The sequence below is a fragment of the Rossellomorea sp. H136 genome (genome assembly GCF_056838065.1).
In genome coordinates, this window is record NZ_CM166371.1 from 1,371,166 (window position 1) to 1,396,453 (window position 25,288).

General features: G+C 41.8%; 17 protein-coding genes, 1 pseudogene and 2 riboswitches. Of the genes and pseudogenes, 12 read left to right on the plus strand and 6 right to left on the minus strand.

What is annotated here, in order from left to right:
* Positions 1-83: 83 nt before the first annotated feature.
* The 5 genes from shc (at position 84) to ACYH0O_RS06905 (ending at position 5,295) form a co-directional block, all read left to right on the plus strand.
* Positions 84-1,952, plus strand: a complete 1,869-nt coding sequence (shc, locus tag ACYH0O_RS06885) for a squalene--hopene cyclase (protein WP_482631741.1) — start codon at positions 84-86, stop codon at positions 1,950-1,952.
* A 75-nt stretch (positions 1,953-2,027) separates the two neighbouring features.
* Positions 2,028-2,969 carry a heme-dependent oxidative N-demethylase family protein gene (locus tag ACYH0O_RS06890; protein WP_482631742.1) on the plus strand — a complete coding sequence of 314 codons (942 nt, stop codon included), beginning with the start codon at positions 2,028-2,030 and terminating at the stop codon, positions 2,967-2,969.
* A complete protein-coding gene (locus ACYH0O_RS06895) occupies positions 2,966-3,454 on the plus strand; it encodes a hypothetical protein (RefSeq protein ID WP_482631743.1) in 489 nt (162 codons plus the stop codon). The genes ACYH0O_RS06890 and ACYH0O_RS06895 overlap by 4 nt, the downstream gene beginning before the upstream one ends.
* Positions 3,451-4,404, plus strand: coding sequence for a PDR/VanB family oxidoreductase (locus tag ACYH0O_RS06900; RefSeq protein ID WP_482631744.1), 954 nt, complete (start codon positions 3,451-3,453; stop codon positions 4,402-4,404). The genes ACYH0O_RS06895 and ACYH0O_RS06900 overlap by 4 nt, the downstream gene beginning before the upstream one ends.
* Before the next feature lie 147 nt (positions 4,405-4,551).
* Positions 4,552-5,295, plus strand: coding sequence for an arylamine N-acetyltransferase family protein (locus ACYH0O_RS06905; RefSeq protein WP_482632516.1), 744 nt, complete (start codon positions 4,552-4,554; stop codon positions 5,293-5,295).
* 16 nt (positions 5,296-5,311) lie between these two features.
* Here ACYH0O_RS06905 and ACYH0O_RS06910 read toward each other — a convergent pair whose 3' ends face one another.
* The 4 genes from ACYH0O_RS06910 to ACYH0O_RS06925 form a co-directional block, all read right to left on the minus strand.
* Positions 5,312-5,497 (minus strand): hypothetical protein, encoded by a 186-nt coding sequence (locus tag ACYH0O_RS06910; protein WP_148968056.1) that lies wholly within the window; start codon positions 5,495-5,497, stop codon positions 5,312-5,314.
* A gap of 132 nt (positions 5,498-5,629) precedes the next feature.
* Positions 5,630-9,700, minus strand: a complete 4,071-nt coding sequence (locus ACYH0O_RS06915; RefSeq protein ID WP_482631745.1) for a S8 family serine peptidase — start codon at positions 9,698-9,700, stop codon at positions 5,630-5,632.
* Positions 9,701-10,262: 562 nt separating this feature from the next.
* A complete protein-coding gene (locus ACYH0O_RS06920) occupies positions 10,263-11,513 on the minus strand; it encodes a helix-turn-helix domain-containing protein (protein ID WP_482631746.1) in 1,251 nt (416 codons plus the stop codon).
* 381 nt (positions 11,514-11,894) lie between these two features.
* Complete coding sequence (locus ACYH0O_RS06925) at positions 11,895-12,368, minus strand: acyl-CoA thioesterase (protein WP_482631747.1); 474 nt, start codon at positions 12,366-12,368, stop codon at positions 11,895-11,897.
* Between the two features lie 152 nt (positions 12,369-12,520).
* Positions 12,521-12,711, minus strand: a riboswitch (cobalamin riboswitch).
* A 600-nt stretch (positions 12,712-13,311) separates the two neighbouring features.
* Here ACYH0O_RS06925 and ACYH0O_RS06930 point away from each other — a divergent pair.
* Positions 13,312-14,823 carry a flotillin family protein gene (locus tag ACYH0O_RS06930; protein WP_482631748.1) on the plus strand — a complete coding sequence of 504 codons (1,512 nt, stop codon included), beginning with the start codon at positions 13,312-13,314 and terminating at the stop codon, positions 14,821-14,823.
* A gap of 552 nt (positions 14,824-15,375) precedes the next feature.
* Here ACYH0O_RS06930 and ade read toward each other — a convergent pair.
* Positions 15,376-17,121 (minus strand): adenine deaminase, encoded by a 1,746-nt coding sequence (gene ade, locus ACYH0O_RS06935; protein WP_482631749.1) that lies wholly within the window; start codon positions 17,119-17,121, stop codon positions 15,376-15,378.
* A gap of 75 nt (positions 17,122-17,196) precedes the next feature.
* A riboswitch (purine riboswitch) is annotated at positions 17,197-17,298 on the minus strand.
* Between the two features lie 349 nt (positions 17,299-17,647).
* On the opposite strand from ade, the gene ACYH0O_RS06940 reads away from it, so the two are divergent.
* From ACYH0O_RS06940 to ACYH0O_RS06960, 5 genes are all read left to right on the plus strand, one after another.
* Positions 17,648-17,839, plus strand: coding sequence for a hypothetical protein (locus ACYH0O_RS06940; RefSeq protein ID WP_482631750.1), 192 nt, complete (start codon positions 17,648-17,650; stop codon positions 17,837-17,839).
* Positions 17,809-19,035 carry a bifunctional metallophosphatase/5'-nucleotidase gene (locus tag ACYH0O_RS06945; RefSeq protein ID WP_482631751.1) on the plus strand — a complete coding sequence of 409 codons (1,227 nt, stop codon included), beginning with the start codon at positions 17,809-17,811 and terminating at the stop codon, positions 19,033-19,035. The genes ACYH0O_RS06940 and ACYH0O_RS06945 overlap by 31 nt, the downstream gene beginning before the upstream one ends.
* 318 nt (positions 19,036-19,353) lie before the next feature.
* Positions 19,354-20,451 carry a threonine aldolase family protein gene (locus ACYH0O_RS06950; protein WP_482631752.1) on the plus strand — a complete coding sequence of 366 codons (1,098 nt, stop codon included), beginning with the start codon at positions 19,354-19,356 and terminating at the stop codon, positions 20,449-20,451.
* Between the two features lie 225 nt (positions 20,452-20,676).
* Positions 20,677-22,074, plus strand: coding sequence for an FAD-binding oxidoreductase (locus ACYH0O_RS06955; RefSeq protein ID WP_482631753.1), 1,398 nt, complete (start codon positions 20,677-20,679; stop codon positions 22,072-22,074).
* Positions 22,071-23,054, plus strand: coding sequence for a bile acid:sodium symporter family protein (locus tag ACYH0O_RS06960; protein ID WP_482631754.1), 984 nt, complete (start codon positions 22,071-22,073; stop codon positions 23,052-23,054). The genes ACYH0O_RS06955 and ACYH0O_RS06960 overlap by 4 nt, the downstream gene beginning before the upstream one ends.
* 164 nt (positions 23,055-23,218) lie before the next feature.
* Here the strand turns inward: ACYH0O_RS06960 and ACYH0O_RS06965 are convergent.
* A pseudogene (locus ACYH0O_RS06965) lies at positions 23,219-24,533 on the minus strand (short-chain fatty acid transporter).
* Positions 24,534-24,969: 436 nt separating this feature from the next.
* Between ACYH0O_RS06965 and ACYH0O_RS06970 the strand changes: the two are divergent.
* Positions 24,970-25,263 carry a PH domain-containing protein gene (locus tag ACYH0O_RS06970; RefSeq protein ID WP_482631755.1) on the plus strand — a complete coding sequence of 98 codons (294 nt, stop codon included), beginning with the start codon at positions 24,970-24,972 and terminating at the stop codon, positions 25,261-25,263.
* The last annotated feature ends 25 nt before the right edge of the window (positions 25,264-25,288 follow it).

The window sequence follows — 25,288 nt, forward strand, 5'->3', positions numbered from 1 at the left end:
TCTTCTTTGCATCTCACTACTAGTATCCGCATTCTTCACATATACATTACATCAGAGCAGATATCGGGAGGAAGGATAAATGTATGAAAAAGAAGATTGAGAACACGATTCATAAAATGGTGAGTGATCTTCAGCATAAACAGAATGCAGACGGAAGCTGGTCCTTCTGCTTTGAAAATAGCGTGATGACCGATGCATATATGATCATTCTTCTACGTTCCCTTGAGATGGATGATGAAGAGCTTGTGGGACGGCTGGTGAACCGCCTTTGGAAAGTGCAAACAAGGGAAGGGACATGGAAACTTTTTGAGGATGAGAAGGAAGGAAATCTGTCTTCAACGATTGAGGCTTACTTTGCCCTCATGTATAGCGGAAAGGTGAAGGATGATGATAAGAGACTTGTGAAAGCGAAACATTTTATAGAGAAAAAAGGGGGGGTTCACAAGGCTCATTCAATTACGAAAAGTATGCTTGCTATTCATGGACAATATGATTGGAAGTATTTAGTTCCGATTCCCGTTGAATTTTTATTGATTCCTAAACAATTCCCTCTGAACTTTTGGGATTTCAGCAGCTACGCACGAGCTCATTTAGCACCACTGCTGCTCCTGAAAGATCAGCGATTCTCATTAAAAACAAAAAACAGACCACAAGTACAACATCTGTCCCGCGGACCATATGAAGTGAGATACAGTGAAAGGGAGCTGAAATTATTTTCGAAAATCAACGAAGGCCTACAGTCCTTAATAAGTATTCCATCCCATCTTCATCAACAGGCCCGGCAGTTTGCACAGCAGTACATGCTGCAACGGATAGAATCAGATGGAACGTATCTTAGTTACTTCAGTTCGACTTTTTATATGATTTATGCCCTTTTGGCTTTGGGATATAAGAAGAGTGATTCCATCATTGTAAAGGCGATACAGGGATTAAAAGAGATGGCATGTGAAACGAAGAAGGGCATACATGTTCAAAATTCTCCCTCAATCGTGTGGGATACAGCCCTGATCACCCATGCCCTTCAGGAAGCGGGGGTGGATGCACGAGACCACTCTATAGAGAAAGCGGTGGAGTACCTTGGTAAGAAGCAACACTTTCGTTATGGAGATTGGGCGATGGAGAGCAGAGTGAAGCCCGGGGGATGGGGCTTTTCAGAGAGCAATAACATTCACCCTGATGTGGATGATACGACAGCGGCTCTCAGGTCCATTACCTATTCAGCTGCAGAGAATCCACTTGTCCGGCAATCATGGGATCGTGGGATTGAATGGATCATCGGTATGCAAAACCGTGATGGAGGCTGGCCGGCATTTGAAATAAACAAGACGAAAGGTATCCTTACTTCTTTTCCAATGGACGGGTCTGAGGCAGCGGCAATCGATCCATCAACTCCTGATCTAACAGGAAGAACACTGGAATTTCTCGGCAGCCGGGCAGGTCTGACCAAAGACCATCCACAGGTGAATAGGGGGATTCAATGGCTGAAACTGATGCAAAAGGACGAAGGATCCTGGTACGGGCGCTGGGGTGTCTGCTATATCTATGGAACATGGGCGGCCATCACGGGTATGAAAGCAACGGGAGTGCCTTCTTCTGATAAACATATCCAAAGAGCAAAAGCTTGGCTGGAAAGCATTCAACACAAAGACGGTGGCTGGGGAGAATCCTGTTACAGTGATCAGGAAAAGACATACGTGCCTCTTTCCTTCAGCACCCCCTCGCAAACAGCATGGGCACTTGAATCTCTCATCTGTATCGAAGACAAACCAACTCCTGCAATTGACCTGGGTATCATGGCGATTCTCGAATTAATGAATGGAGAAGCAGATGACTCATCCAAAACGTACCCCACGGGAGTCGGTCTGCCAGGGAACTTCTATATTCATTACCATAGCTATCAATGGACTTGGCCCCTGATCACACTCAGTCGGTACAGAGAGAAATACGGGTGAGGGACGGACCTCTTGAGGTCCGTCCCTTCATGCGATAAAATAAAAGTAAGAATTTTCGGACAAAGGTGTGGTTGTATGGTAAAAGTGGATTCGTTTCCTTATCCTTTTAAGGGGGAGGTGTACCGCCGGTATTCCAATAATTCGGTTCCTTTGGATGAGCCGTGTAGTGTGGAGATTACATCGTCTTATCAAAAAGAAATCAAGCTTAAACGGGATCTGCTTACGCATCATCCCGAGCGGTGCTTTCAGTCCCAGCGGCATACCTTGAAAGCTCAATGGGAAATAACAGAATTGGTTATTCACCATCTCACTACGTATTATCCTCAACAGTTTTCCCTTGGAAAAAATGAAGGGAAATGGACGTTCCACAATCACATTCTAAATGAACAAACAACATTTATACTCGGGGATGAATCCACTTTATCCATGGAACCACTCGATTTTATCGGTCGACATGTGCAAGAAGATTTAATTTTGATGATGCAGCGGGATGGGGATTTATATTTGGATGCGGGTCAGCTTTGTTTTCCTGCTAATTGGTCCCTTGCGTTTAATACAGGAATGAGTTTTAAGGAGATTCATAAGCCGATTCCAGGTTTTAAAGAAGAAGGCTTGGATCAACGGATTCTGACGTTTTTAATGCGTATGGAAGCAGGAGACCCATGGATTAGGAGGAATTGGTCGTTAATGGCGGGAAATCGCTTGGATACTTCACTTGAAACCTTTGATCAGTGGGGGAAGAACAGAAGACAGGTTACAGTGGAAAATGCGGGTGAATTCGTTCATTTGCGAGTAGAGGTACAGAAATTGTTCCGATTACCGGGCTCGAATGGATTACTGTTCACGATTCATACCCACCTCCTCTCACTGGAAAAGTTCACTCGAAACCCGGAATGGACCGAAGAGTTTTATCAGATCCTGCAGGAGCTTCCTGCACATATCTCTGATTACAAAGGGATTTCCTTATTTAATGATGTGGTCATCGAGTATTTGAACGAGAAGCGGGTGATGAAATGAAGAACGAGATAAAGCCAGCGTTCGTCCCGAGGAAACGAAAGTACTTATTTTTTGGTGATCAAAAGGGGATGAAACGGCTGACTCACATCATTAAAAAAGTAATGAAGGAGAATGTCTCCTTTGAAGTGGTTTTCCTGGGTGAAAAGGAAGAAACCGATATCTCACTGTGGTTGCGAAATCAGAAGATGGGCACTTTTCTTTACATAGCAATGGAGTGGAGTAAGCTGGAAGAGTTCATGCACCTAGTCGTGGAAAGTGGTTTTTCTGAAGAGGAAGCGCAGTTTATTGGCAACGGTGTCAGAATGATCGATGTGTTCTGTTGCAAATGTCATCAGAAAACAAAGATTGATAGCGGAAAATTGGATAGACTCCCGGCGACCTGTTCCCATTGTCACTTAAAGCTGTCCGTTTCCGACCATTACTCTCCATTACAAGGTTCATATCTCGGTTACGCTACCTTAGAAACGGGGAGTGACGGAAGGTGAATCTTCATAAAACAATCCCTGTCCAAGTCAGGTCTATTCATCAGGAAACCCCTGTTGTCAAGAGGTTTACTCTTGTTCATGAACATAACGGACCCCTTCCTTATTTTAGCGGGGGTTCCCATATCACTACATATGTTGAGCTGGATGGACAAACCATAGCCAGATCGTATTCCTTAACGAATCCACCTGGTCAAAAAGCCGCCTATCAAATCGCCATCCGTCTAAATGAAACGTCTCAGGGAGGATCTCTGTATTGGCATGAACAGATGAAGGTGGGGGATACCTTACGAGTGGGATTTCCTCAAAACCATTTCCCACTGAGTTTTAAAGCAAAACATCATGTATTCTATGCGGCGGGAATCGGCATTACCCCCTTCATGTCCATGATGGCTGAACTCAAAGATGAGGGACGGACCTTCGAACTTCATTATGCAGTGAAATCAATTGAGACTTGTCCTTTCTACTTCTTTCTATCGGAAACCTATCCTGAGCAGATTCACTTTTATTTTTCAAAAGAAAAGAGATTAACAGATGCAAGTCTTTGGGAACACAGAGTGGGAACCCACGTTTATTTCTGTGGTTCCCCTTCATTTATCGAAGAATTCACCAGAAGTGCCCTTGAGATCGGATATCCTTCGTCGAGTGTTCATTACGAACGATTCACTCCTCAACAGCCGCTAATACGTCGAAGATTTGAAGTGGAATTAACGAGTGGCGAAACCGTTTCTGTTTCGGAAGAAGAGACACTGTTAGAAGCACTGCTCAAGTCAGGGATCCTGGCTCCCTATTCCTGCCGGGCTGGCCGTTGCGGGACGTGTGAATTACAAGTGTTAGAGGGAAAAGTCGATCATGCTGATTCCTTTCTGGATGAGGAAGAACGGAAGGACCATCGCTCGATTCTGTCTTGTGTATCCCGTGCTCAGTCTGGGAAGTTGCGAATTCAGTTGTGACAGTGGCATACAGGATGTTTTTCTTATAGAGTAAATAATATACAGATCCAGCATAATGTAGAATGACGCTTAAGAAATGGAGGGTTCGCCATCACCGATCTAAATACATTATTTCGCAAAAGAATACATTATCCAGCCACCGGGAAAATATCCTTTCACCAACTAGATACCATTTTAGAAGAGACAGCTAAAAGCATCCCATTCGAAAATCTATGTGTTATTGGAAATACATTCGCCGATCTTACCAAAAAAAATCTAGTGAATAAAATGCTCGTGAAGAACGAAGGTGGTCTATGTTATGAATTGAACTCATTGTTATATTTATTTTTGATCGAAAATCAATTTGATGCGGTTCTTGTTCGGGGAGTTGTTTACAATCATGATAAAGAGCAGTACCAGTCGATAGGAAGAACCCATGTGGTCATATTAGTCTCTCATAAAGATACAACATATGTGATTGATACGGGTTTTGGAGGGAATCTCCCGTTAAAACCAGTACCATTATCGGGAGAAGCTGTGGTCTCTTCAAATGGGGAATTTAGACTTAAAGAGGTCGACAGTATCCATGGAGATTACATCTTTGAAATGAAATTAAAGCATAAGCATTCGGAATGGAGAACCGGATATGCTTTTGATTCGGGTGATCCCATAAAGAATGTGACTCAATTGAATGACATTCAAACAATTATTGCCAACCATTCAGATTCCCCTTTTAACAAACATCCATTATTGACAAAACGGACGAATGACGGGAATGTGACCTTAACGGATACGTCCTTTACCCACTGGAAGGCCGGAGAGTTAACGAAAAGGGAGATAGACCTTGAAAGTTATAAAGAACTGCTGAATTCCTGGTTTGGTTTCCAGCATAATAAAAAAGACCCGGAATAAATCCGGGTCTGCTTATTCACTTCCCTAGTATGGACATGATGCCTTTATAGATAAGGAAAAGTGAGAATATGAGAATAGCTAAAACGCCTATGATGTCCGTTACTGGGGATACACTTGCTAAGAACGTACCTGCTAAAGGAACCTTCAACAATGCGAAACCGGATAGAATACCCGCTACTAACAAAAGAATAAAACGATCCATTCTGTTCCCCTCCTTTCGAGGTATTATATGTTCAAGGTGATAGGAAGTTGAACCCATTCTTTTGTCAAAATTCATAAAGAAAAAAGGAATGAGCCTATTCGATAGGTTCATTCCTTTTGTTTCATCAATGAATTATAATCCCAGTTCTTCCAAAATAGATTCAAGTGTTTTCCCATCTACTGACTCTACTGGAGAAGGTGCGTCCTCAACTTGTTCATTCTGTAATAAATAGTTCTTCTGCACAAACTTGATATCGTTAGCGTTGACCCTACCATCAAAATTGATATCTGCTGCACGATGATCTGTATTCCAAGCATCCTGAATGGCAATGGCATCATAGATATCGATGACGTTGTCCTGGTTGACATCTCCCCCGACAGGATTCAGGTTCGTAGGTCTATGATACTTTCCATAAAGCTCCCCGTTATACTCATAACCGATTCTTTCTGTGTTTTTGGTCAAGAAGTGGCCAGGTACCTGAACTTTTACTTCATATGGATCTTTGCTTAATGGAAGTTTCTCAATGGAATACTCCCCATTTTCCGTGATGGAGGATGGAGTAAAGACGTCTCCGGTTGACTTCTTAAATTCTATTGTTGCGCCAACTTTAGTCCAATCTTTCTTAGCATTGTAGCCACTTCCACTATCGAATCCTTCCGGGCTTACAAAGCCCCTAATTGAGTTAAAGTCCGGATTTACAGTGAATTCTGCACCAGCATGTAATAGATCCATTGTTTCATTGTTAGAATTCGTTACGGTAACAGTTGGATCCAGGGCGTCTAATTTAGTGAACAGTTCATCTTGAACCTTCACTTGCACATCAACAATCGCGCTATGATCGAATGATTGAATAGGTTCATTGAACGTAACCTTGATCTGGTTTCCATCAAGTGTCAGCGAAGCTTTATCGGAAAATTCCCCGGATAACTTGGCATCGATCACTTCTGGTTGAAATCCGTAATAATCTTCAAATGTCCAAGTGGCTTCCTTTGCATCTTGAATATTATCCAGTGCTAGAGTTGCCTGTACGGTTTCACCAGTTGTAACGGTTTTCGCATCAGTTTTAAGATACGCATTCGGTGTACCTTCTTTAATGAAGAAATAGTTCTTCATCGCACTATTGTTACCGGCCATATCATAGCCCTTCATTCTGAAGTTAAGGGCTTTCACCTTTTCATTCATCGCAATTTCTTCGACAAACTTACCGTTTTCATCCATATAAAGCGGGGATGAAGGAAATGCTGAATTCCAGTAATAAATCATAAAGTTTTTGGATTGATCTGCGTCCATTCCTGCTTCTTGCATATCTTCAATAAGTGGATCTGTAATTTCAATCTCAAATGGATAGGTTTCCTGACCTGGTTGATATTCAAGGAACGGTGATTCACCATCCAGGGAACTCTTGAATTGAGGTCCTTCAATGTCGATATAGAAATGCTCTGTTTTTGTTTTTACTTTTCCTTTTGGATCTGTCATCGCGTACTTGATTTTATAGTGACCAGGTTTGGCGATGGTGACTTCTTCAGAAACCGGATCCTTCTTATCACCTGTAAATGCGTAATAGCTTCCTTGGAATACTCTTAATAAATAGTTGTTATCGATCAGGGCATTCTCCAGATCAAGTGTACCGATCAGCCCTAAATCTTCCTCTGTTTCCCCATCCTGTAGGATAATATCCATACTTTTCATCGGTGAACTCAGATTGAATTCAGCTATTGCCCATGGGTAGCGGAAAGGATCATATCCATGTGTATATTGAGAAGGGGCAAAGGCAGGTGATAATAATTCAAGTGTATTAAAGCCTTCTTCCGCCCTCTTTACACTAAATGGCACCCGGTAACTTTCGGATGGATCATGACTGTTTGTAAAGACCAGGTACCCTTCATATATCCCCTTCGCAGCGGTTTTCGGCATCGTAAGGAATAGATTTGAGGTCTTTTTCTTCCCTCCGTTCACCTTGATGGACTTGTCAGCATTTACGACAACTCCATTTTCTTTGAGGCTTAAGGTGCCTTCCTGTACATTTTCTACAACACGAATGTCAAACGTTTTCTTTTCATCACTATTGTTGGTGATTTCAAAGCTTTTTTGTACGCGGAGGTGAGCCCCTTCAGCCACTACCTGATTACCGAAGCTCAATCCGCCTGTCGGATTATCGATCGGGATCAGTTCTTCTCCACTAGGAATCAACGTCTCATCTTTGATTTGAATCTTTGTCTGACTGTGAAGGGCTTGATACGGATCCAATCTTCCTGCACCTACTTCAAATACACTGTAATCCCCATTTAATGGATCAGCAGAGTTCATGAGAATGGTTTTAATATCAGCAGGCTCAAGATCCGGATTCTCTCCTAACAGTAAAGCTGCAACTCCTGCAGTGAAAGGAGAAGCCATAGAGGTTCCTGATAATCTCGAGTAAGCATACTTATAGTCATCCGTTTTTTCTGGATCGATCATATAGGAAGGGAAGGTCGACAGAACGCTGACTCCGGGAGCTACCACTTCAGGTTTCGTATCATAGCTCTTATTAACAGGACCTCTTGAACTGAAATCGGCTAAATGGTCACCTTCAGTCATGCTTTCTTCTAAGTTTGTAAAGGTGAAGTTGGATGTTCCACTGGTCATCGCAGCTTTCAATTCTTCCCCGGCAGCCAGTGTCATAGAGAAGGCAGGGACATAATTTGTTGATTCACCAAGATTATATCCTACATGGCCTTCAGCATTGTTATACATAATCACAGCTTTGGCTCCATGTTCCTTAGCAAATTTCACTTTGTCATTCAGTGCGAAATTTCCTCGCTGAACAAAGGCAATCTTTCCTTCTACATTTTTATTCTCATAGTCTTCTTCATAACCGAATCCAACATCTACCAATTCTAATGTTTGATCTTCTAAACTGGCAAATGAATGTGCGAACCCTCTTGCCATACTTACAATTTCCGCTGACCATCCATCTGACGTTTGACCGGTAAAAGTGGTTTGTGAGACAGGAACATCACTTGCACCTACTGTTAACGCTAAAGCAGCTGTACCAGGGGAGCCGAGGGTAAAGTCATTTGGTCCTGCATTCCCTGCTGAAACAACGGCTGTCACACCGTTTAATACGGCATAGTTAAGGGCTGTGCTTGTAGGATAATATGGATCATTGACACTGGCGCCCAATGAAAGGTTGATGACATCCATTCCATCCTGAACAGATTTTTCAATTCCTGCAAGGACGTCTTCTGTGTAACCACTTCCATAAGGGCCGAGGACGCGATACACATATAGATCTGCATCCGGGGCAACACCCTCTACGGATACTTCACTATCATTCTCGTTTTGTCCTACGATGGTTCCGGATACATGAGTACCATGAGAAGTATAATAGGAACTTCCCGTATAACTGAACTCCGGTTCACTCGTATTCTCCCAATCTTCATACGTTGCTTCCATTGGGTCAGCATCATCGTCAACAAAGTCATATCCACCTTTGTAAGCATCTTTAAGGTCAGGATGGTTATAGTCAATACCTGTGTCGATGACACCGACTTTGATTCCATCTCCTGTAATTCCTTCCTTATGTAGTTCATCTACATTTAAATAGGGGATGCTTTCAACAGACGTTGTGATTTCTCTCTCAACATCATTTGGAAGGTCTTGTTTAACGGGATCGATCGTAAATGCCTGATTTTTAAACACAGCTTTAACGGCTTCGGATTTAAGCAGTTGTTCTACTTGATTAGCCGGAAGGGTCATTGCTACACCGTTATACGCTTCTTTATAGGCTTGGGTGATTTTGGGCACTACCTTTTTTCCTTTTAAGTGGCTTGTTGATAGGTGCGCTGCTACATCTTCTTTGAAAATCTTATGTTCTTTCTCCACTTGGGCTTTGGCGTCTGCTTTCTTTATTGATTTTCCTTGTACTGCCGCTTCTAATACAGCTACATGTCCAGGTTTGGATTTAAATTGGACGATAACGGAGATCTCTTCGTCAGATGCCAATTCATTCGACTGAAATCCTTGGAGGCCCTCTACGTTATTTATCTCCAGTTGATGCAAGGCTTGTCTTTGGGCTTCAGTCAGGGAAGATAAAACTGTTTCTGCTTTCCAATCCTCAGCTGTAGCTGTTGGCATGGAGTAGTTCGACACTGGGGATAACAGTAATCCAGTGGATAGTGCAATCAAAGCCGATTTCTTTGTGATGGAAGATCCTTTCATCATTTCTACCTCTTTTCTGTTGTTGGTTAGATTATTCTAAAGATTAGTACAATTCTTATTGTAAATACAAAGTTATCATGTTTGTATGGGGGTTTGTTTAGGGACCATTTGACTATTAAGTAGTGTAATTTCATTGATTTTTGTCTGATTTTGAAAGGAGTTTCAGGAGAAAAGATGTAAAAAAATGTTGGTGAATGGGGGTTGTGACCAATGCCAACGGTCTACGTAAAAAAAAGAAAAATGAGGCTGGGACAAAACTAAAAAACCACGATAAAAAGACGAACAATAGAAGTGTAGGTTCTTTATACCGCTAATGATTTCCGTGCAAGACTACGCTTTCCGCGGGTAGCCCGTGAGCCTCCTCGGCAAGCCTGCGGGGTCTCACATAAGCTACTTTCCCGCAGGAGTCTTCGTCTTGCACTCCAATCAACCGCTGGAAACAGCTAAAATCAAATGATTCGAAAATAAATAATAAACCCGAACAAATCTGCACACTAAGAAGCAGGTTTGTTCGGGTTTGACTTAGGATAAAAAACTTTTGTCCCAGCCTCATTCAATACGAGGGCTACTCTAATTCATAATAACTAATTTCATTTGACATCTTATCGGATGCAAGTGTGAAACCTTTCTCTGATTGTCCGGTTTTCACATAATATAAAAATAGTTGTCTTTCATAATGCTGATACATCAACTGGCTCCCCGTTTTTCTGAAATGGGGGAGGGCTGTTCGTTCAATATACTCGTATAATTCTTTTTCATTCTCATTTATGGTAAGTAAGTAAATCTCAAAGAATACGTGGCTTGGATCCTGATGCTGAGTGGCCATATTCAGTCCTTTTGTCGCTAAGTGATTGAGTTCCCGGGAAGATAGTAGGCGCCCTTTCATGCAAGCAAGTATATATCCACTGAGCGTAACTAAATAATTTGATGCCGGTGTTTCGTCATGGATAAGCTTTAATGCGCTTTCATAGGATGCCTTTGATTCAGAATATCGTTTTCTCCTAAAATATTCGAATCCAAGATTGTTATGGATCTTATGCGCCCGATCGTTTGAATTGACTGATTCACAGACTCTGAGGAGTTTATCATACTGCTGTTTTGTTTCTTCCATATCAAAGGGTTCTTTGGCATTCAATTGGATTAAAATTAAGGTTTCCGAATCGATAACCCTAAGGATATTCAATGTTTTCTGGAAAAATTGCAAAGCTTTTTGCCCATAATAATAGGCAAAGGTATTTGAATGAATGGAATGATACGCTAATGCCAAATGAAAATAATATTCGGAGTTGGGATATTCATCGTCAATCTGTTTTAATACTTTTATGCAAGAGTTAAATTGTCTTGTTGAATGATAGTAGATCCCTTTGACATGAAGCAATAAATTTTGTTCGAAAGGGGATAGAGAATAGTTTTTGTTTTCGAACATGCCCAGGATTTCTTTTGCTTTTTCATGTTTGTTCAAAAATAAATAATATCTTGCCAGGAAAAGGTTGTATTGGATGATGAAGTCAGATAGAAACCTTAAAGGTTCCTTTTCAATTTCCCCTTTAAGTTGATGGATTTCATTGGTTCGAATCATAATAATCGCATCGTTCCATTCTGATAGTTTAGCCTGTAATGAATGGTAGCGGGAACGTTCAACATTCATATCGATTCCAAGCTTCCTAGCAAGTAAATCAGTAATTTCACTTGAATACTCTGTGATGCCTCTTTCGATTTTACTAAGATGTGTAGTGGAACAGATACCCTGTGCAAGCTGTTCCTGAGTCAATCCTGAATCTTCTCGATGAAATTTAATTAATTTACCTTCAATCATAATACACCCCGAGTGAACAGTTTATTTATCATTATAGGGAAATATCTTTGTTTGTTCTATAGATGGGGGACAAGACGGAGGTCTGAAGGCAATAACATCCAAATCCGATAGAATCTGAGTAACTATACGAAAAGAGGTAGTGCTACATAAATCAACAAGTCCAATAAGACAAAATTCCTATTCAACTTTATCCCTCTTCCTTTTTTTACTGATACTATTCATACGGACAAAAAGGGAAGAAGTTTCACAATATGATTTACCTTTCCAAATGTGTCCCAATTCTCATTTGAAAGTGAGATGATAAATGCCTTTTTAAACACTCAGAGCTTAGAAGACTCTGAGTGTTATTGTTATATTATTTAGTCAGTGAATCAAGATTGTTTATAAAATAAGCGCGCGATTCTTTCTATGCTCTTTTCGTAAGGAAGCCGTTTTGAATAGTCTCGTTTCTTCTTCCGTTTGAGGAATGACTTTTGGTACCGGCTTCGGTTTCCCATCTTCATCAACGGCGACCATTGTTAGGAATGATTCCGTCGTCAAGGTTTTGACACTCGTTACGAGATTCGTAGAAAACACCTTTACATATACTTCCATTGATGTCCTCCCTGTGGAAGTGACGTATGCCTCCAGGCTTAATGCATCGCCGACCGTGGCAGACGATAAGAAGTCGACGGAGTCTATCGATGCTGTGACGACTACTGAACTTGAATGTTTCATGGCGGATAGTGCCGCAATCTCATCAATATAGGATAGGACCTTCCCTCCAAAGATGGTTTGCATATGATTGGTGTCAGGTGGCAATACCAATTTTGTTTGTATGGTTCGTGAACGTTCGACTGAATAGGCTTGCTCCATTTTCTCATCTCCCTGTTTGCATTATGAAACAAAAAAGCATCTCCTTTTAAAAAAAGAAGATGCGGCTATTCCGGGCGAACGTTCAGAGTACAGTGATTCCTCTGGTGACGTCTCATTAGCGCAACACCCTCCTATCTCCCGTAGGAACTTTCTGTGTTCTTCCCATTTTGGCAGGTCTCCTGGCTCAGCGTCAGCGAATTCGTATTCCTTCCCATTTCGATTCGAAACAGTGGATTCATACGATTCTCAGCCTTACAGTGGCGGGACCGCGTTGGACTTTCACCAACTTCCCTTTTAAGAAAATGAACTGAAAATCATCTTCACCAATGAGCAATGATTAAATTGTGAACGCTTTTATTTTATCATAACCCTTAGTGAGTGAGGAGAATGATTATGGTAAGATTTGTGCTTTTCAAAAAGGTAGTGAGGTCTGAAAAATGCCACAAGACAAAATACAAAGAAATCAAATCGATAAAGTAGTAGAGTTTATCGATTTACATCTAAGCGAAGACTTATCCTTAGAACAGCAAAAGTGAAGATTGCTTATTTTCCAGAGTGTTCAACCGTCAATCGATATCATATGGGTTCCTATATAGAAGGCATTCCAGAAACGTGGCAGGATCTTTATCGTTGGGGAAATGCAAGAAGTCTATTTGGGTAATATAAGGATTGCTCTTTGGTACACCACATATCAAAGGGTCGTAATAGGAGATCATCTTGTTATTTTTACCGGGCTTGGGGCAGTACATGGATTGTTCTTATAGCTTGAATGCTTGAACCTTTTACAGGTTCGGGCTTTTTTTATATAAAATCAGGGAATTCGCCCATTTTATTGAAACTTTTCGTCATCTTTTTCGTAGATAGTATTGTAGCTAGCACTTTTATTTAAAATTAAATCAGATTCCATTCTGGTTTAAACAAAATGTCGAGAGGGGTTGTCAGAATGCTAGGATCATTAAGTATTATCGGATTTTTTATGTTCCTGATTCCTGTTCTGGTTATTGCAGCTATTGCAGGAATTGCCTATTATTTCTGGATGAGGTTTCGTTATCGTACAGCGAGATCCAACCAGGCACTGATCATTACCGGACCTAAACTGGGGGATCCTGAGAAGGAAACGAATATTTTCACCGACCAGGAAGGGCGTTCCATGAAAATCATCAGAGGTGGGGGGTACAGATTAAGACGTTTCCAAACATCCACACCTGTTAATCTTACATCCTTCCAATTAAAGCTATCGACACCAAGAGTATACACAAATGGCGGAGTACCGATCGTTGCAGACGCAGTGGCGATGGTGAAGGTGGCCGACACATTAAACGGGATAGCGAACTATGCCGAGCAGTTCCTTGGTAAGGATCAAAAAGAAATTGAAGATGAAATCATCGAGGTACTAGGAAGTAATCTTCGTGCGATTCTTTCAAAAATGACTGTTGAAGACATTAACAGCAACCGTGAAAAATTTAACGCTGACGTATCAGAAATTGCCCAGAAACAGCTAGATCTCATGGGCTTCAAAATTACGTCACTCGGTTTAACTGACATAAGAGATGCAGACGAAGAAAATGGATACTTAAAAAATCTTGGTCGTCCACGTATCGCCGAGGTTCGTAAGCAAGCTGAAATTGCAGAAGCAAACACCGAGCGTGAAACCCGTATTCACCGAGCCCAAACCGATCAGGAAGCGAAAGAGGAAGAATACAAGCGTCAAATTACCATTGCCCAATCGAAAAAAGAGAAGGACATCAAAGACGCAGCCTTCAAAGAAGAAACAGAGCGGGCAAGAGCAAAATCCGAACAGTCCTATGAGTTGGAAAAAGCCAAACTTACCAAGGAAGTGAAAGAAGAAGAGTTAACCCTTCAATTCCTTGAGCGTGAACGTGCCGTTAAGCTAGAAGCAGAAGAATCAAAAGTTCGTAAAACGAAAGCCGATGCCGAATACTACGAAACCACCCGTAAAGCGGAAGCCGAAGCTCGCAAGGCTGAAATTGACGGGGAAGCAAAAGCCAAAATCCGAAGAGAAGAAGGTTCTGCCGAAGCCGATGTTATCAGAGAACGTGGTAAAGCGGAAGCAGAATCCCGTAAACTGCTGGCAGAAGCAATGGAGAAACATGGCGATGTCATCATTACCGAGAAATTAATCGAAATGCTGCCCGTTTTCGCAGAGAAAATTGCTCAGCCTCTTAACAATATTGACTCTGTTAAAATCATTGATTCCGGTAATGGCCAAGGAGTTCCTTCCTTTGGGAAAAGCATCACCAGAACGATGCTTGACATGCAGGAACCGTTACGGGAAATGACTGGCATCGATGTAGGTGAATTACTGAAGTCATATGCAAACAGATCCCATGAAAGACCTTATCAGCCAGCAATTTCAGAGTCGGCTGACAAGGAAGTTGCCGTGACGACCGAAAAGGAAGAAGCAGATATAAAAGTAGAGAGTCAAAGTAAATAAAGAGAAGGAGATGTCTCGGGGTGTGTGGAGACATCTCTTTTCTTATGTTATGGAAAAAAATCGAGTTCTTTGAAGTGCCTAATAGAGGCTGGGACAAAAGTTTTTTATCCTAAGTCAAACCCAAACAAACCTGCCTCTTAGTGTGCAGATTTGTTCGGGTTTATTATTTATTTTCGAATCATTTGATTTTAGCTGTTTCCAGCGGTTGATTGGAGTGCAAGACGAAGACTCCTGCGGGAAAGGAGCTTATGTGAGACCCCGCAGGCTTGCCGAGGAGGCTCACGGGCTACCCGCGGAAAGCGTAGTCTTGCACGGAAATCATTAGCGTTATGAAGAACCTACACTTCTATTGTTCGCCTTTTTATCGTGGTTCTTTAGTTTTGTCCCAGCCTCCTATTGTGTATGAAATAACTGGTACTCAGATTTATTTAGGTTCAACTGCTGAATATAGAGAGATTTAACAGTTGAAATCAACAGAAAATTTGCCTGTTAAAAATATTTGAAAATTCAACAGGCAAATACCTCAAGAAATTCAACAGTCAAACAAACCCATCAACCCTTTACCCCAACCTCAATATGCCGGGAATCTTTAACATCAAACAATCCTAAATCTGTCAGCTTCAACTCGGGGATCACAGGCAAAGTGAGAAAAGAGAGAGTCAGAAATGGATTAAAGTCCCCGGAGAATCCTAATTCTACAAACGCATTTTTCAACTCCCGGAGCCCTGATACCACTTCTACAAATCCTTGATCGGACATTAACCCTGCAATCGGTAATGGAAGAGAGGCTATGATATTTCCTTCTCTCACCATCACGAGGCCGCCATTCATTTCGTTAAGCGCCTCAATCGCTTGCAGGATATCACGATCATTTGTACCAGTTGCGACAATATTGTGGGAATCATGAGCAATGGTGCTAGCGATTGCTCCTTTTTTCAATCCGAATCCTTTTACAATGCCCAAACCAATGTTTCCTGTCCATTTATGTCTCTCAACGACAGCCATTTTAAGGTGATCCTGTTGAATAGAAGGGGAAAAGAATCCACTTTCAACTTGAACCTTTTCAATCCGTTTATTGGTCCTAAGGTGGTTAGGGATGATTTCGATGATATGTGCTTTTTTTGTACCGCCAATTTCAATTTGGAGATGCTTTTCAGTGAGCTCAGGAATATGAACAGTTGAAGTCAGAGATGGCTTTGGCGCCGGTTTTACAAATGAGTTGCCGACAAACTGACCATGTGCAGCTACTTGTTTCCCATCTTTGTACACCTCTGATATAGAGACCGTCTTTATATCATCCAATAATACAAAATCCGCATCGTATCCAGGTGCAATTGCACCTTTGCTGTTTAATCCATAACATTCAGCAGCATTCAAAGTGGCGATGCCAATCGCCAATAGAGGATCGAGTCCTTCTTTGATGGCTAAGCGGATATTGTGATCGATACTGCCTTCATCCATTAAGTCATCCAAATGCTTATCATCTGTACAGAATAGACAACGTCTGGCATTTCTTTCGTTCACTACACCTATAAGTGCCTTCAAATCCTTGGCCACGGATCCTTCGCGAATCAGAACATACATACCTCGTCGTATTCGTTCCAATGCTTCAGGAACGGTGGTGCATTCATGATCGGTTCGAATACCTGCGGTTTTATAAACATTGATCGCATTTGTATCAAGCCCCGCTAGATGTCCGTCCATATTGTGACTATACTCCGAAGTGACAGTGATTTTATCAACAATGGAATCCTCACCTTTTTGAAGGGAAGGGTAGTCCATTACCTCTGCCAGTCCAAGGACACGCTCATGCGTATAGAAAGGTTCCAGCTCTTTTGCTGTCAGCGTTGCTCCTGCATTTTCAAATGGAGTTGCCGGCACGCAGGATGGAAGCATGGTAAACACATCTAATGGTATGTCCCCTGAATCATCGAGCATGAATACAATTCCTTCTTCTCCGGCTACATTCCCGATTTCATGGGGGTCTGTAATAACGGTCGTGACCCCATGAGGAAGGACGACTTTTGCAAATTCGGATGGGGTGACCATGGAGGATTCAATGTGAACATGGGCATCGATAAAGGACGGACTTATATATCTCCCTTTGGCGTCTATTACCTGTTTCCCTTCAAATTCTCCAACTCCAACGAACATTCCATCCGTAATCGCGACATCTCCATTCATGATTTCAAGATTAAACACCTCTATTATTTTCCCATTTTTTATAACAATGTCTGCGAGGCTTTCTTTATTCGCAGCTGCAATCCTTTTTTTCAATATATCTGTATTTGTATCCATGGAATCCTCTCCTTATCTAAATAAAAACCCCGGGATTCACCCAGGGGTTGTCATAGAGAGAGAAGAGAAGGGACTCCTGCCCCTGCTCCCTCTCGTAGTCAAACCATTTACGGTAGTTTGGTAGAAACTTTTGGACCATATTTCCAATATTATACGAGTGTGTGGATGAAATTATTATTTGTTGAAATGATTATTTCACATTTTATCTGCATCGGATGGAATGTGTCAATGGAAAAGTAGCTTATCAAAAAGATGACGCGCCTCTTTGAATCATTTTCGGTCCCAGTGAAAAACGCATGCTTAATCTGATTACGTGCACAGGTTATTTTGACCGGGAAATCCATAATTACATAGAACGATTGGTTGTCTATACAGAACTGGTCGAAGAGAATAAAGGGATTTGAAGAGCTCCTCTCCTATTACAAGGAAGATACGCTCTTTTATTTCCATAAAAATCCTTTACACAAACCTGATTTCCTTTACTATTAATAGAGAGAGTTTTCTGAAAAACATTTTGGAGGTTAAGATGAAATTAAAAATTATTCATACCAATGATCTACACAGCCATTTTGAAGCCTTCTCGAGAGCAGCATCCTTGATAAAAGGGCATAAAGACGAGAACACACTTATTCTTGATGGGGGGACTTTGCTGACTTCAGAAGCGTCGAGCTTCAAGGAACGAGAGGAATGGCAGCTATCGAACTGTTGGAATCTGTAGGCTATGATGCGTTAACAATTGGAAACAATGAAATGTTCAATGGATTCGATACGCTTGAGCATATGGCAAGCAATACTCCCGTACCGTTTATTAGTAATAATCTTTATAGAAAAGATAAAACGGTGGCCAATGGGGTAAAATCAAGTGTCATTCTGGAAATAAAAGGTTTGCGTATCTTGATTACAGGCTCGTCCCCGGACTTAGAGGGCTTCAATGACGGTCTGGGTGTTCATATTACCGATTATAAAAATGCAATCGTTGAGGAAATAGAACGTAATCGTGGAAACTATGATGTTTGTATTCTTCTCAATCATGTAGGGACACTAGCAGATGATGAGCTGGCGAATGAACTGGATGGAGTCGATATCATCCTATCTGCTCATGACCACAAACTTTATCCACAAGCAAAAGTAATAAACGGGACAGTGATGAATAGTGCCGGTTGTTATGGGGAATACGTTGGTATTGTGGATGTGGATGTAACAAAGGATGGTGTCAAATTACTCCGGGGGGAAACGATTGCAACCGGGTCTTCTCCTATCGATAAAGAGGTCGTTGCTATTTTAAAAGAAAATAAAGAGAAGGCGATTGACATATTAAGCAGGTCATTATATAAACTCGACCAGTCACTCTGGCATGATGTGATTGAAGAGAATCCAATTACGAATTTAATCGCCGACGGTTTGCAGGACATGCTGAAATGCGATCTTGGCTTGATCAATAGTGGAATAGTGAACGCTGGTGCATTTGATTTTATCAGCAATAAAAAGTTGATCGAAATCTGTCCATCGCCCCTGAACCCAACGTCCTTTGACATTCAAGGAAAGCATATTCGTACGGCCATCCAGCAGTCTCTGGATGCTGGAGTTTGTTTAGCTGATGGAAGAGGTCCAGGATTCCGGGGGAAATTCGTTGGAAGGCTCCATGTTTCAGGGGCAGAGATTACTCATGATGGTAAAAGAGTATCGGAAATCCTCATTGGGAATGTTCCTCTCGAAGATGAGAAGTGGTATTCCGTTGCATCCTCTGATTATTTGCAAAGAGGATCCGGCTATGAATCCCTCGCCCATAACCGGAATGAAAAATACCTGGCGGAAGAAATCCGCGATGTGATACGGATGTATGGGGATCGGAAGGATTTTATCGAGAAAGCTTATGTGACCAGGTGGAAGGAAAGTAGTGAGGTCATGGTTTAGAATTCATATGAGGCGCAAGAGTGCATGGGTGCTTTTGAATGTGAATGTAGAAAAACATCAGCTAAATAGCACATATGAATATGCCTTATTGTATGAAACTCACACCGGCTTCAAGTAAAATAGACTTAACTACTTGTATGACTTGTTCCTACCGAAATGGCCAATCGCCTGTACGAAACAACGAATAGCATGAAAGAATTATGGATAGTACCAGGGGCCGGTCACACAGAAGGTTTTACGATGGAAGAGGAGGAATACAAGAAACGAGTGAAGGGGTTCATTGAAAAAGTGATGAACTCATAAAAGGGGGGCAAATCGATGGGAGAAAAGACATTATTGGAAGCGTATAAACAGACTGCTTATCAACTTCAGGGTCATGGGAAACGAAATCTGGATGTTCTTAAAGATGCTTTAGTAGGTGTAGATGGTGACTTGGAGAGTGATATTTACGGATCGGGTAGGCTAATAGAGGACTTCCAAAAGAAGATGGCAAACTTCCTGGGAAAAGAAAGTGCCGTTTTCTTCCCGAGCGGAACGATGGCTCAACAGATCGCCCTGCGTATCTGGTGCGATCAAAAAGATTTGCACAGAGTGGCGTACCATCCTTTATGTCATTTAGAGATTCATGAAGAAGATGGGCTGAAGAAATTACATGGAATTGAACCGATTCTTTTGGCTGACAAGGAGCGTGTGATTGGACTGGATGACGTGATTGGGCTTGAAGCGGACATTGCATGCTTACTGTTAGAGCTGCCTCAAAGGGAAATCGGTGGTCAACTACCAGACTACGAGACTCTTGAAGCTATCTCTGAATACTGCAGGGATAAAGGAATCAAGCTTCATTTAGACGGTGCCAGGCTTTATGAAATTCTGCCCCATTATGGGAAAACAGCAGAGGAAGTCTGTGCTCTTTTCGATAGTGTCTATATTTCATTTTATAAAGGGATTGGTGGAATTGCAGGTGCGATCCTGGCAGGAAGCGAGGAGTTTACCAAAGAATCTATGGTATGGAAAAGACGTCATGGCGGTGATCTCATTAGCCTCTATCCATACATCCTGAGTGCAGATTACTATTTTGATCAACGAATCAACAATATGGAACAGTATTATGAAGGAGCAAAAGAACTTGCCGGTTTTTTTAACGGCTGCCAAGGTGTATCGACTCTTCCTGAAAAGCCTGTTTCCAATATGTTTCATGTCTTCTTTCACTACCAACAAAAAGAAATAGAAACGATTTTAATGGATGTGTATGACGAGACAGGTATTGGTTTAACGGGGTATGTAAAAGAAGTGACTGAAAATGAGTGTGCGTATGAAGCAAGTATAGGGGATCAATACGAGAACGTTTCGAAACAAGAATTGACTAAGTTATTTGTGGTGTTGGATGAGAAATTGAAGAGATTGATGGAGAAATAAACGATTGTATTGTGGTACCGGATGATTCCGGTGCCACTTTTTTGAGGGACGGACCTCCATTTTTTCCCTTTATTTAACACAGAATCCCGACCCTATAACATTCCTCTAACATAAACAGAGGTCCGTCCCTCTCCGGAGAAAGAAATATCATATTTACTATTGAAATATTCTGATTATTAGGTATAATTCGATACATTATACATTTTTTAGAAGGGGAGAGGGCATATGAGTGTGAAGGATAGTCGTTTAGTGGATGAACTGGGGGAAGTAGTAGATAGTCATCGGGTGACGGTGAATGAAACGATTTTAGAGCAGCATGGGAAGGATGAATCCTATCATAGGCCGAGCTCTCCGGATATAGTGGTGTTTCCTGAGAGTGCCGGGGAAGTGAGCGCAATTGTAAAGTTGGCAGCCGCTCATCACACACCCATTATCCCATTTGGTCTTGGTACAAGCCTTGAAGGTCATGTGATTCCATACGATAAGGGAATCACCATTGATTTTTCCCGGATGAATAAAGTACTCGAGGTGAGGGAGAAGGATTTCCTGGTAAAGGTCCAACCAGGTGTTACACGTTCACAGTTAAATAAAGAATTGAAGAAATATGGTCTCTTTTTTTCAGTTGATCCCGGTGCCGATGCGACCCTTGGAGGCATGGCTGCCACAAACGCAAGTGGGACAACTTCTGTAAAATATGGAGTCATGCGGGATCAGGTCCGGGATTTAGAAGTGGTGCTTCCGGATGGAGAAGTGATCCACACAGGAAACATGGCTCAGAAATCGTCGTCTGGCTATCACTTAAACAGTTTATTCGTAGGTTCAGAGGGCACGTTGGGATGTATCACGGAGCTGACCCTCCGCGTATATGGCATACCTGAGCATATTGTTGCGGCACGTGCATCGTTCAATCATATAAGTGATGCAGTGGAAGCGGTCGTATCCATTTTACAAGCCGGCATTCCGATTGCGAGAGTGGAGCTGGTGGATGAACCATCAATGATACAAGTGAATCGATTCAGTGAGACGGATTATAAAGAAAAACCTACTCTTTTTCTTGAGTTTCATGGTAATGAAGCAGGTCTCCAACAAGACGTAGAATTCACCAAAGAAATTGTCGCTGATCATGACTGTGAAGAGATTGTGTTTGAACAAGACACTGCAGGAAGGAATAGATTGTGGGAAGCAAGACATAATCTTGCCTATGCTTATGTACATGGAAACCCAGGAAGGAAGCTCATGGTGACAGACGTGTGCGTGCCCATATCAGAACTGTCCGGTGCCGTGCAGCATGCACGAAAAAGGCTGGAAGAATTAGAGTTGATAGGGGGAATCCTCGGACATGTCGGAGATGGGAATTACCATACATCACTCATGATTGACTTAAACGACCCTGAAGAGGTGAAGAGAGCGGAAATATATAACGAACAAATTGTGGAGTATGCCCTTGAGCGAAATGGCACATGTACGGGTGAACATGGTGTAGGAGTCGGAAAGATGAAATATCAACAACGGGAACACGGTGGTGCTTTGCAGGTCATGGAAAAAATCAAGCTGGCCATAGATCCAAATGGAATCTTTAACCCTCACAAACTAGTACATAAAAAGAAGGAGGAACAGAAATGAAACTACTCGAAACGATCAGCAATCTGGCAGGTAAATATTTCGCTGTTTGGGTCATCCTCGTAGCGGCGGTAGCCTATTTTGTTCCTGCTCCATTCCTCCCTTTAGGCGGCTATATAACGATTCTATTAGGTGTCGTGATGTTCGGTATGGGACTTACATTAAAGCCAGTCGACTTTCAGCTTGTTCTGAAGAAGCCGTTGCCAGTCATCACCGGAGTACTGGCGCAATTCATCATTATGCCACTGGGTGCCCTATTGATAGCATACATGCTGAATCTACCGAGTGAATTAGCGGCTGGATTGGTATTACTGGGATCGGTTCCCGGTGGGACAGCTTCCAATGTCATGGTGTATTTGGCAAAAGGGAATCTGGCATTATCCGTGGCTATGACATCATTGTCAACATTATTGGCACCAATCGCGACTCCACTGATTTTGCTTGCATTAGCGGGCCAGTGGCTTCCTGTCGATCCAATCGCCATGTTTCTTTCCATTGTTCAAGTGATCATCGTACCCATCACTCTTGGATTAGTCATTCGAAAGCTTTTCCCGAGCGAAGTGGAAAAAAGTTTAAATGTCATTCCGTTGATATCAGTATTGGCAATCATTATCATCGTATCGGCAGTTGTTTCAGCAAATGTTGAAAATATCGCAACATCGGGCGCGATCATTTTCACGGCTGTGATTCTGCATAATCTATTTGGACTTGGACTGGGATATGGCACAGGAGTCCTTATGAAATTAGATGAAAGTAAGCGGAGAGCGATTTCGATTGAAGTCGGGATGCAAAACTCTGGACTAGGAGTGGCGTTGGCAACGGCTCATTTTGGACCACTGGCTGCTTTACCAAGTGTCATTGCGGCCGTTTGGCATAATATTTCAGGACCGATTCTTGCGACGTTTTGGAGTAAGAAACCTGTGAAGGAAGAGGAAGAGGAGGAATTTGTGCCTCGGGCAGCTAGTCCGAATGCAAGGTTATGAAACCTAGAGGACTTTATATGGTTGAAGTGAAAAAACAATGGGATTCACACTTTTTTATAAGATTGAGACAGTAGGGGAAAAGGACTGATTTACTTTAAGTGGACCAGTCCTTTTTAATGAAAATATTCCCAACTATTTTATGAGCATCAATTTAAAAAAGATCCTTAATACAAGAATAGCAACAAGATGGTTGTAATAAAGCCAACCCAGATAGCCAGTAAGAAGCAGTAACCCATGATGTGTCTAATATGAAGTCCAACAATACTCAAAATTGGAAGAGCCCAGAATGGTTGAATCAGGTTCGTCCATGCATCTCCCCAGCCAACGGCCATTGCAATCGTTGAAGGGTCAACCCCTAACTTCATTCCTGCTGGAACCTGTAAAGGACCTTGTAATGCCCATTGCCCTCCACCAGAAGGAGCCAATATATTTACAACCCCTGCTGACCAATAAGTAAAGACATCAAAGGTTTCCTTATTTGCAATGGAAGTCATACCATCAATAATGGTTTGACCAAGCCCGGAACTTGAAAGAACGGCTATGATACCGGCGTAGAATGGAAATTGCAAGATAATCGGAGAAGTTGAACCAACAGATTCTTTAAAAGCATTCCCAAACTGTCCAAGAGAACGATGAAGGATAAGGCCAAGTGAAAGAAATAAGATATTAATAACATTCAAGTCCAAAATCTCTTCCGATCACGAATGCATTTATCACATAAATCAATCCAACAACCCCTGTTAAAATTCCTAATACGGGCGTTTGTTCCAGTTTGAGGGCAGGTGTATCCGCATCTTGTGGTACGGTTTCTCTTTTCAAAGAAACTTCTTTTTCCTGATAAGGTTTAATATTTGTTTTAGGGGCCATGAGGCATATAACGATAGGCATAGTAACAAATAAGACAGCAAAAATAATGAGAGTGGAAGAATTGAATATGGTCTCTGAAGTAGGGATGACACCCATAACATCTGATAAGAAATGATCTTTGGTAGCGACAGTTAAACCGATTGAACTTGATAAACCAGCGGTGTAAAGGACAGTTGGTGAATAGGCTGCTGCCACAAGAAGAGGAAAGTGTGCATTCTGATTCCGTTTACCTACCTCACGTACAAATATAGCTCCAACGACAACCGCAAGTCCCCAGTTAATATAATAGGCGAAAGCAGATACTACAAACGTAAGAACATAAGCTTTAGTAGGAGTATTTGCGAGTCCAGCTACTGATTCCAGTCCTTTTTTAACGACGGGTACAGCTGCTAATACCATCCCGGTTAGTAAGAGGAGAACCATTTGCATGGTAAACGTAAGGTAAACCCAAAATCCATCTCCAAATGATTTAACGAGAGTTATGGGTTCTTCAGGGTTAGTAATAAATCCCACTATGAAAACAAAAAAAGTAAGGAGAACTGCAATGACAAAAGCATCTGGTAAGTAACGCTCTACAACTCTTGAGACTCGATTTGCAATAGAAGATAACATTAGAACAACTCCTTTAGGTGGTTGTTAAATTATATTAAATGTAAAATAAATACATGTCCTTAATTCAAAAAAAGGAAATGCAGATTTTACATGAAAGTATTTCATGATAGGGCAGTGAGAGGCTTTATTATCGACTTTGAAAAAGCACAGATGGCAGAGAGGAATGGACCTATATGTACCTCCTCCAACACACAAAATCCCGTTCCTACCACATTCTTCTATAAAATGACATACACTAAGGTCCGTCTCTAAAGCCGCCGGTAATCTTTTATCTAATTAGCATTGGAAATTAACTTTTACCTAATAATGGATAATGTATCTGCTGTACTAGTGAAGAAGGATCGAATTTAGTGGGGAGGTATGACCATGGTTGAAGTGAAAAAAACAATGAAATTCACATTTTTTAGAAGTGGAGGTACCGCAGGAGATACATACGATGCTCATTGAGGGGGAAAGAGCAGAAGTAGCTTATAAAACAGTAAGGGATGTTGCTGTTGTTACCAATAAGAGAATCATGATAGCGGACATGCAAGGCATCACAGGGGAAAAGCTTGAAGTCTACACGATTCCTTTCAAGTCTATCATAATGTATTCAAGCGAGAATGGCGGAGCACTTGATATCGATGCGGAGATTGAATTGTGGACCAAGGTGGGAAAGCTTAAACTGAGCCTTAATAAGAAAGCGGACATCAGGAAGCTTGATCGGATGATTGCTGGACATATTTTGTAAGGAAAAGGACTGCTTTACCATTCGT

Bases quoted from the DNA above. Each gene is read 5' to 3' on its own strand.
- shc (WP_482631741.1), top strand. From the start codon at position 84: ATGAAAAAGAAGATTGAGAACACGATTCATAAAATGGTGAGTGATCTT.
- ACYH0O_RS06890 (WP_482631742.1), top strand. From the start codon at position 2,028: ATGGTAAAAGTGGATTCGTTTCCTTATCCTTTTAAGGGGGAGGTGTAC.
- ACYH0O_RS06895 (WP_482631743.1), top strand. From the start codon at position 2,966: ATGAAGAACGAGATAAAGCCAGCGTTCGTCCCGAGGAAACGAAAGTAC.
- ACYH0O_RS06910 (WP_148968056.1), bottom strand. From the start codon at position 5,497: ATGGATCGTTTTATTCTTTTGTTAGTAGCGGGTATTCTATCCGGTTTC.
- ACYH0O_RS06915 (WP_482631745.1), bottom strand. From the start codon at position 9,700: ATGATGAAAGGATCTTCCATCACAAAGAAATCGGCTTTGATTGCACTA.
- ACYH0O_RS06920 (WP_482631746.1), bottom strand. From the start codon at position 11,513: ATGATTGAAGGTAAATTAATTAAATTTCATCGAGAAGATTCAGGATTG.
- ACYH0O_RS06925 (WP_482631747.1), bottom strand. From the start codon at position 12,368: ATGGAGCAAGCCTATTCAGTCGAACGTTCACGAACCATACAAACAAAA.
- ACYH0O_RS06930 (WP_482631748.1), top strand. From the start codon at position 13,312: ATGCTAGGATCATTAAGTATTATCGGATTTTTTATGTTCCTGATTCCT.
- ade (WP_482631749.1), bottom strand. From the start codon at position 17,121: ATGGATACAAATACAGATATATTGAAAAAAAGGATTGCAGCTGCGAAT.
- ACYH0O_RS06940 (WP_482631750.1), top strand. From the start codon at position 17,648: ATGAAATTAAAAATTATTCATACCAATGATCTACACAGCCATTTTGAA.
- ACYH0O_RS06945 (WP_482631751.1), top strand. From the start codon at position 17,809: ATGGCAGCTATCGAACTGTTGGAATCTGTAGGCTATGATGCGTTAACA.
- ACYH0O_RS06950 (WP_482631752.1), top strand. From the start codon at position 19,354: ATGGGAGAAAAGACATTATTGGAAGCGTATAAACAGACTGCTTATCAA.
- ACYH0O_RS06955 (WP_482631753.1), top strand. From the start codon at position 20,677: ATGAGTGTGAAGGATAGTCGTTTAGTGGATGAACTGGGGGAAGTAGTA.
- ACYH0O_RS06960 (WP_482631754.1), top strand. From the start codon at position 22,071: ATGAAACTACTCGAAACGATCAGCAATCTGGCAGGTAAATATTTCGCT.
- ACYH0O_RS06970 (WP_482631755.1), top strand. From the start codon at position 24,970: ATGCTCATTGAGGGGGAAAGAGCAGAAGTAGCTTATAAAACAGTAAGG.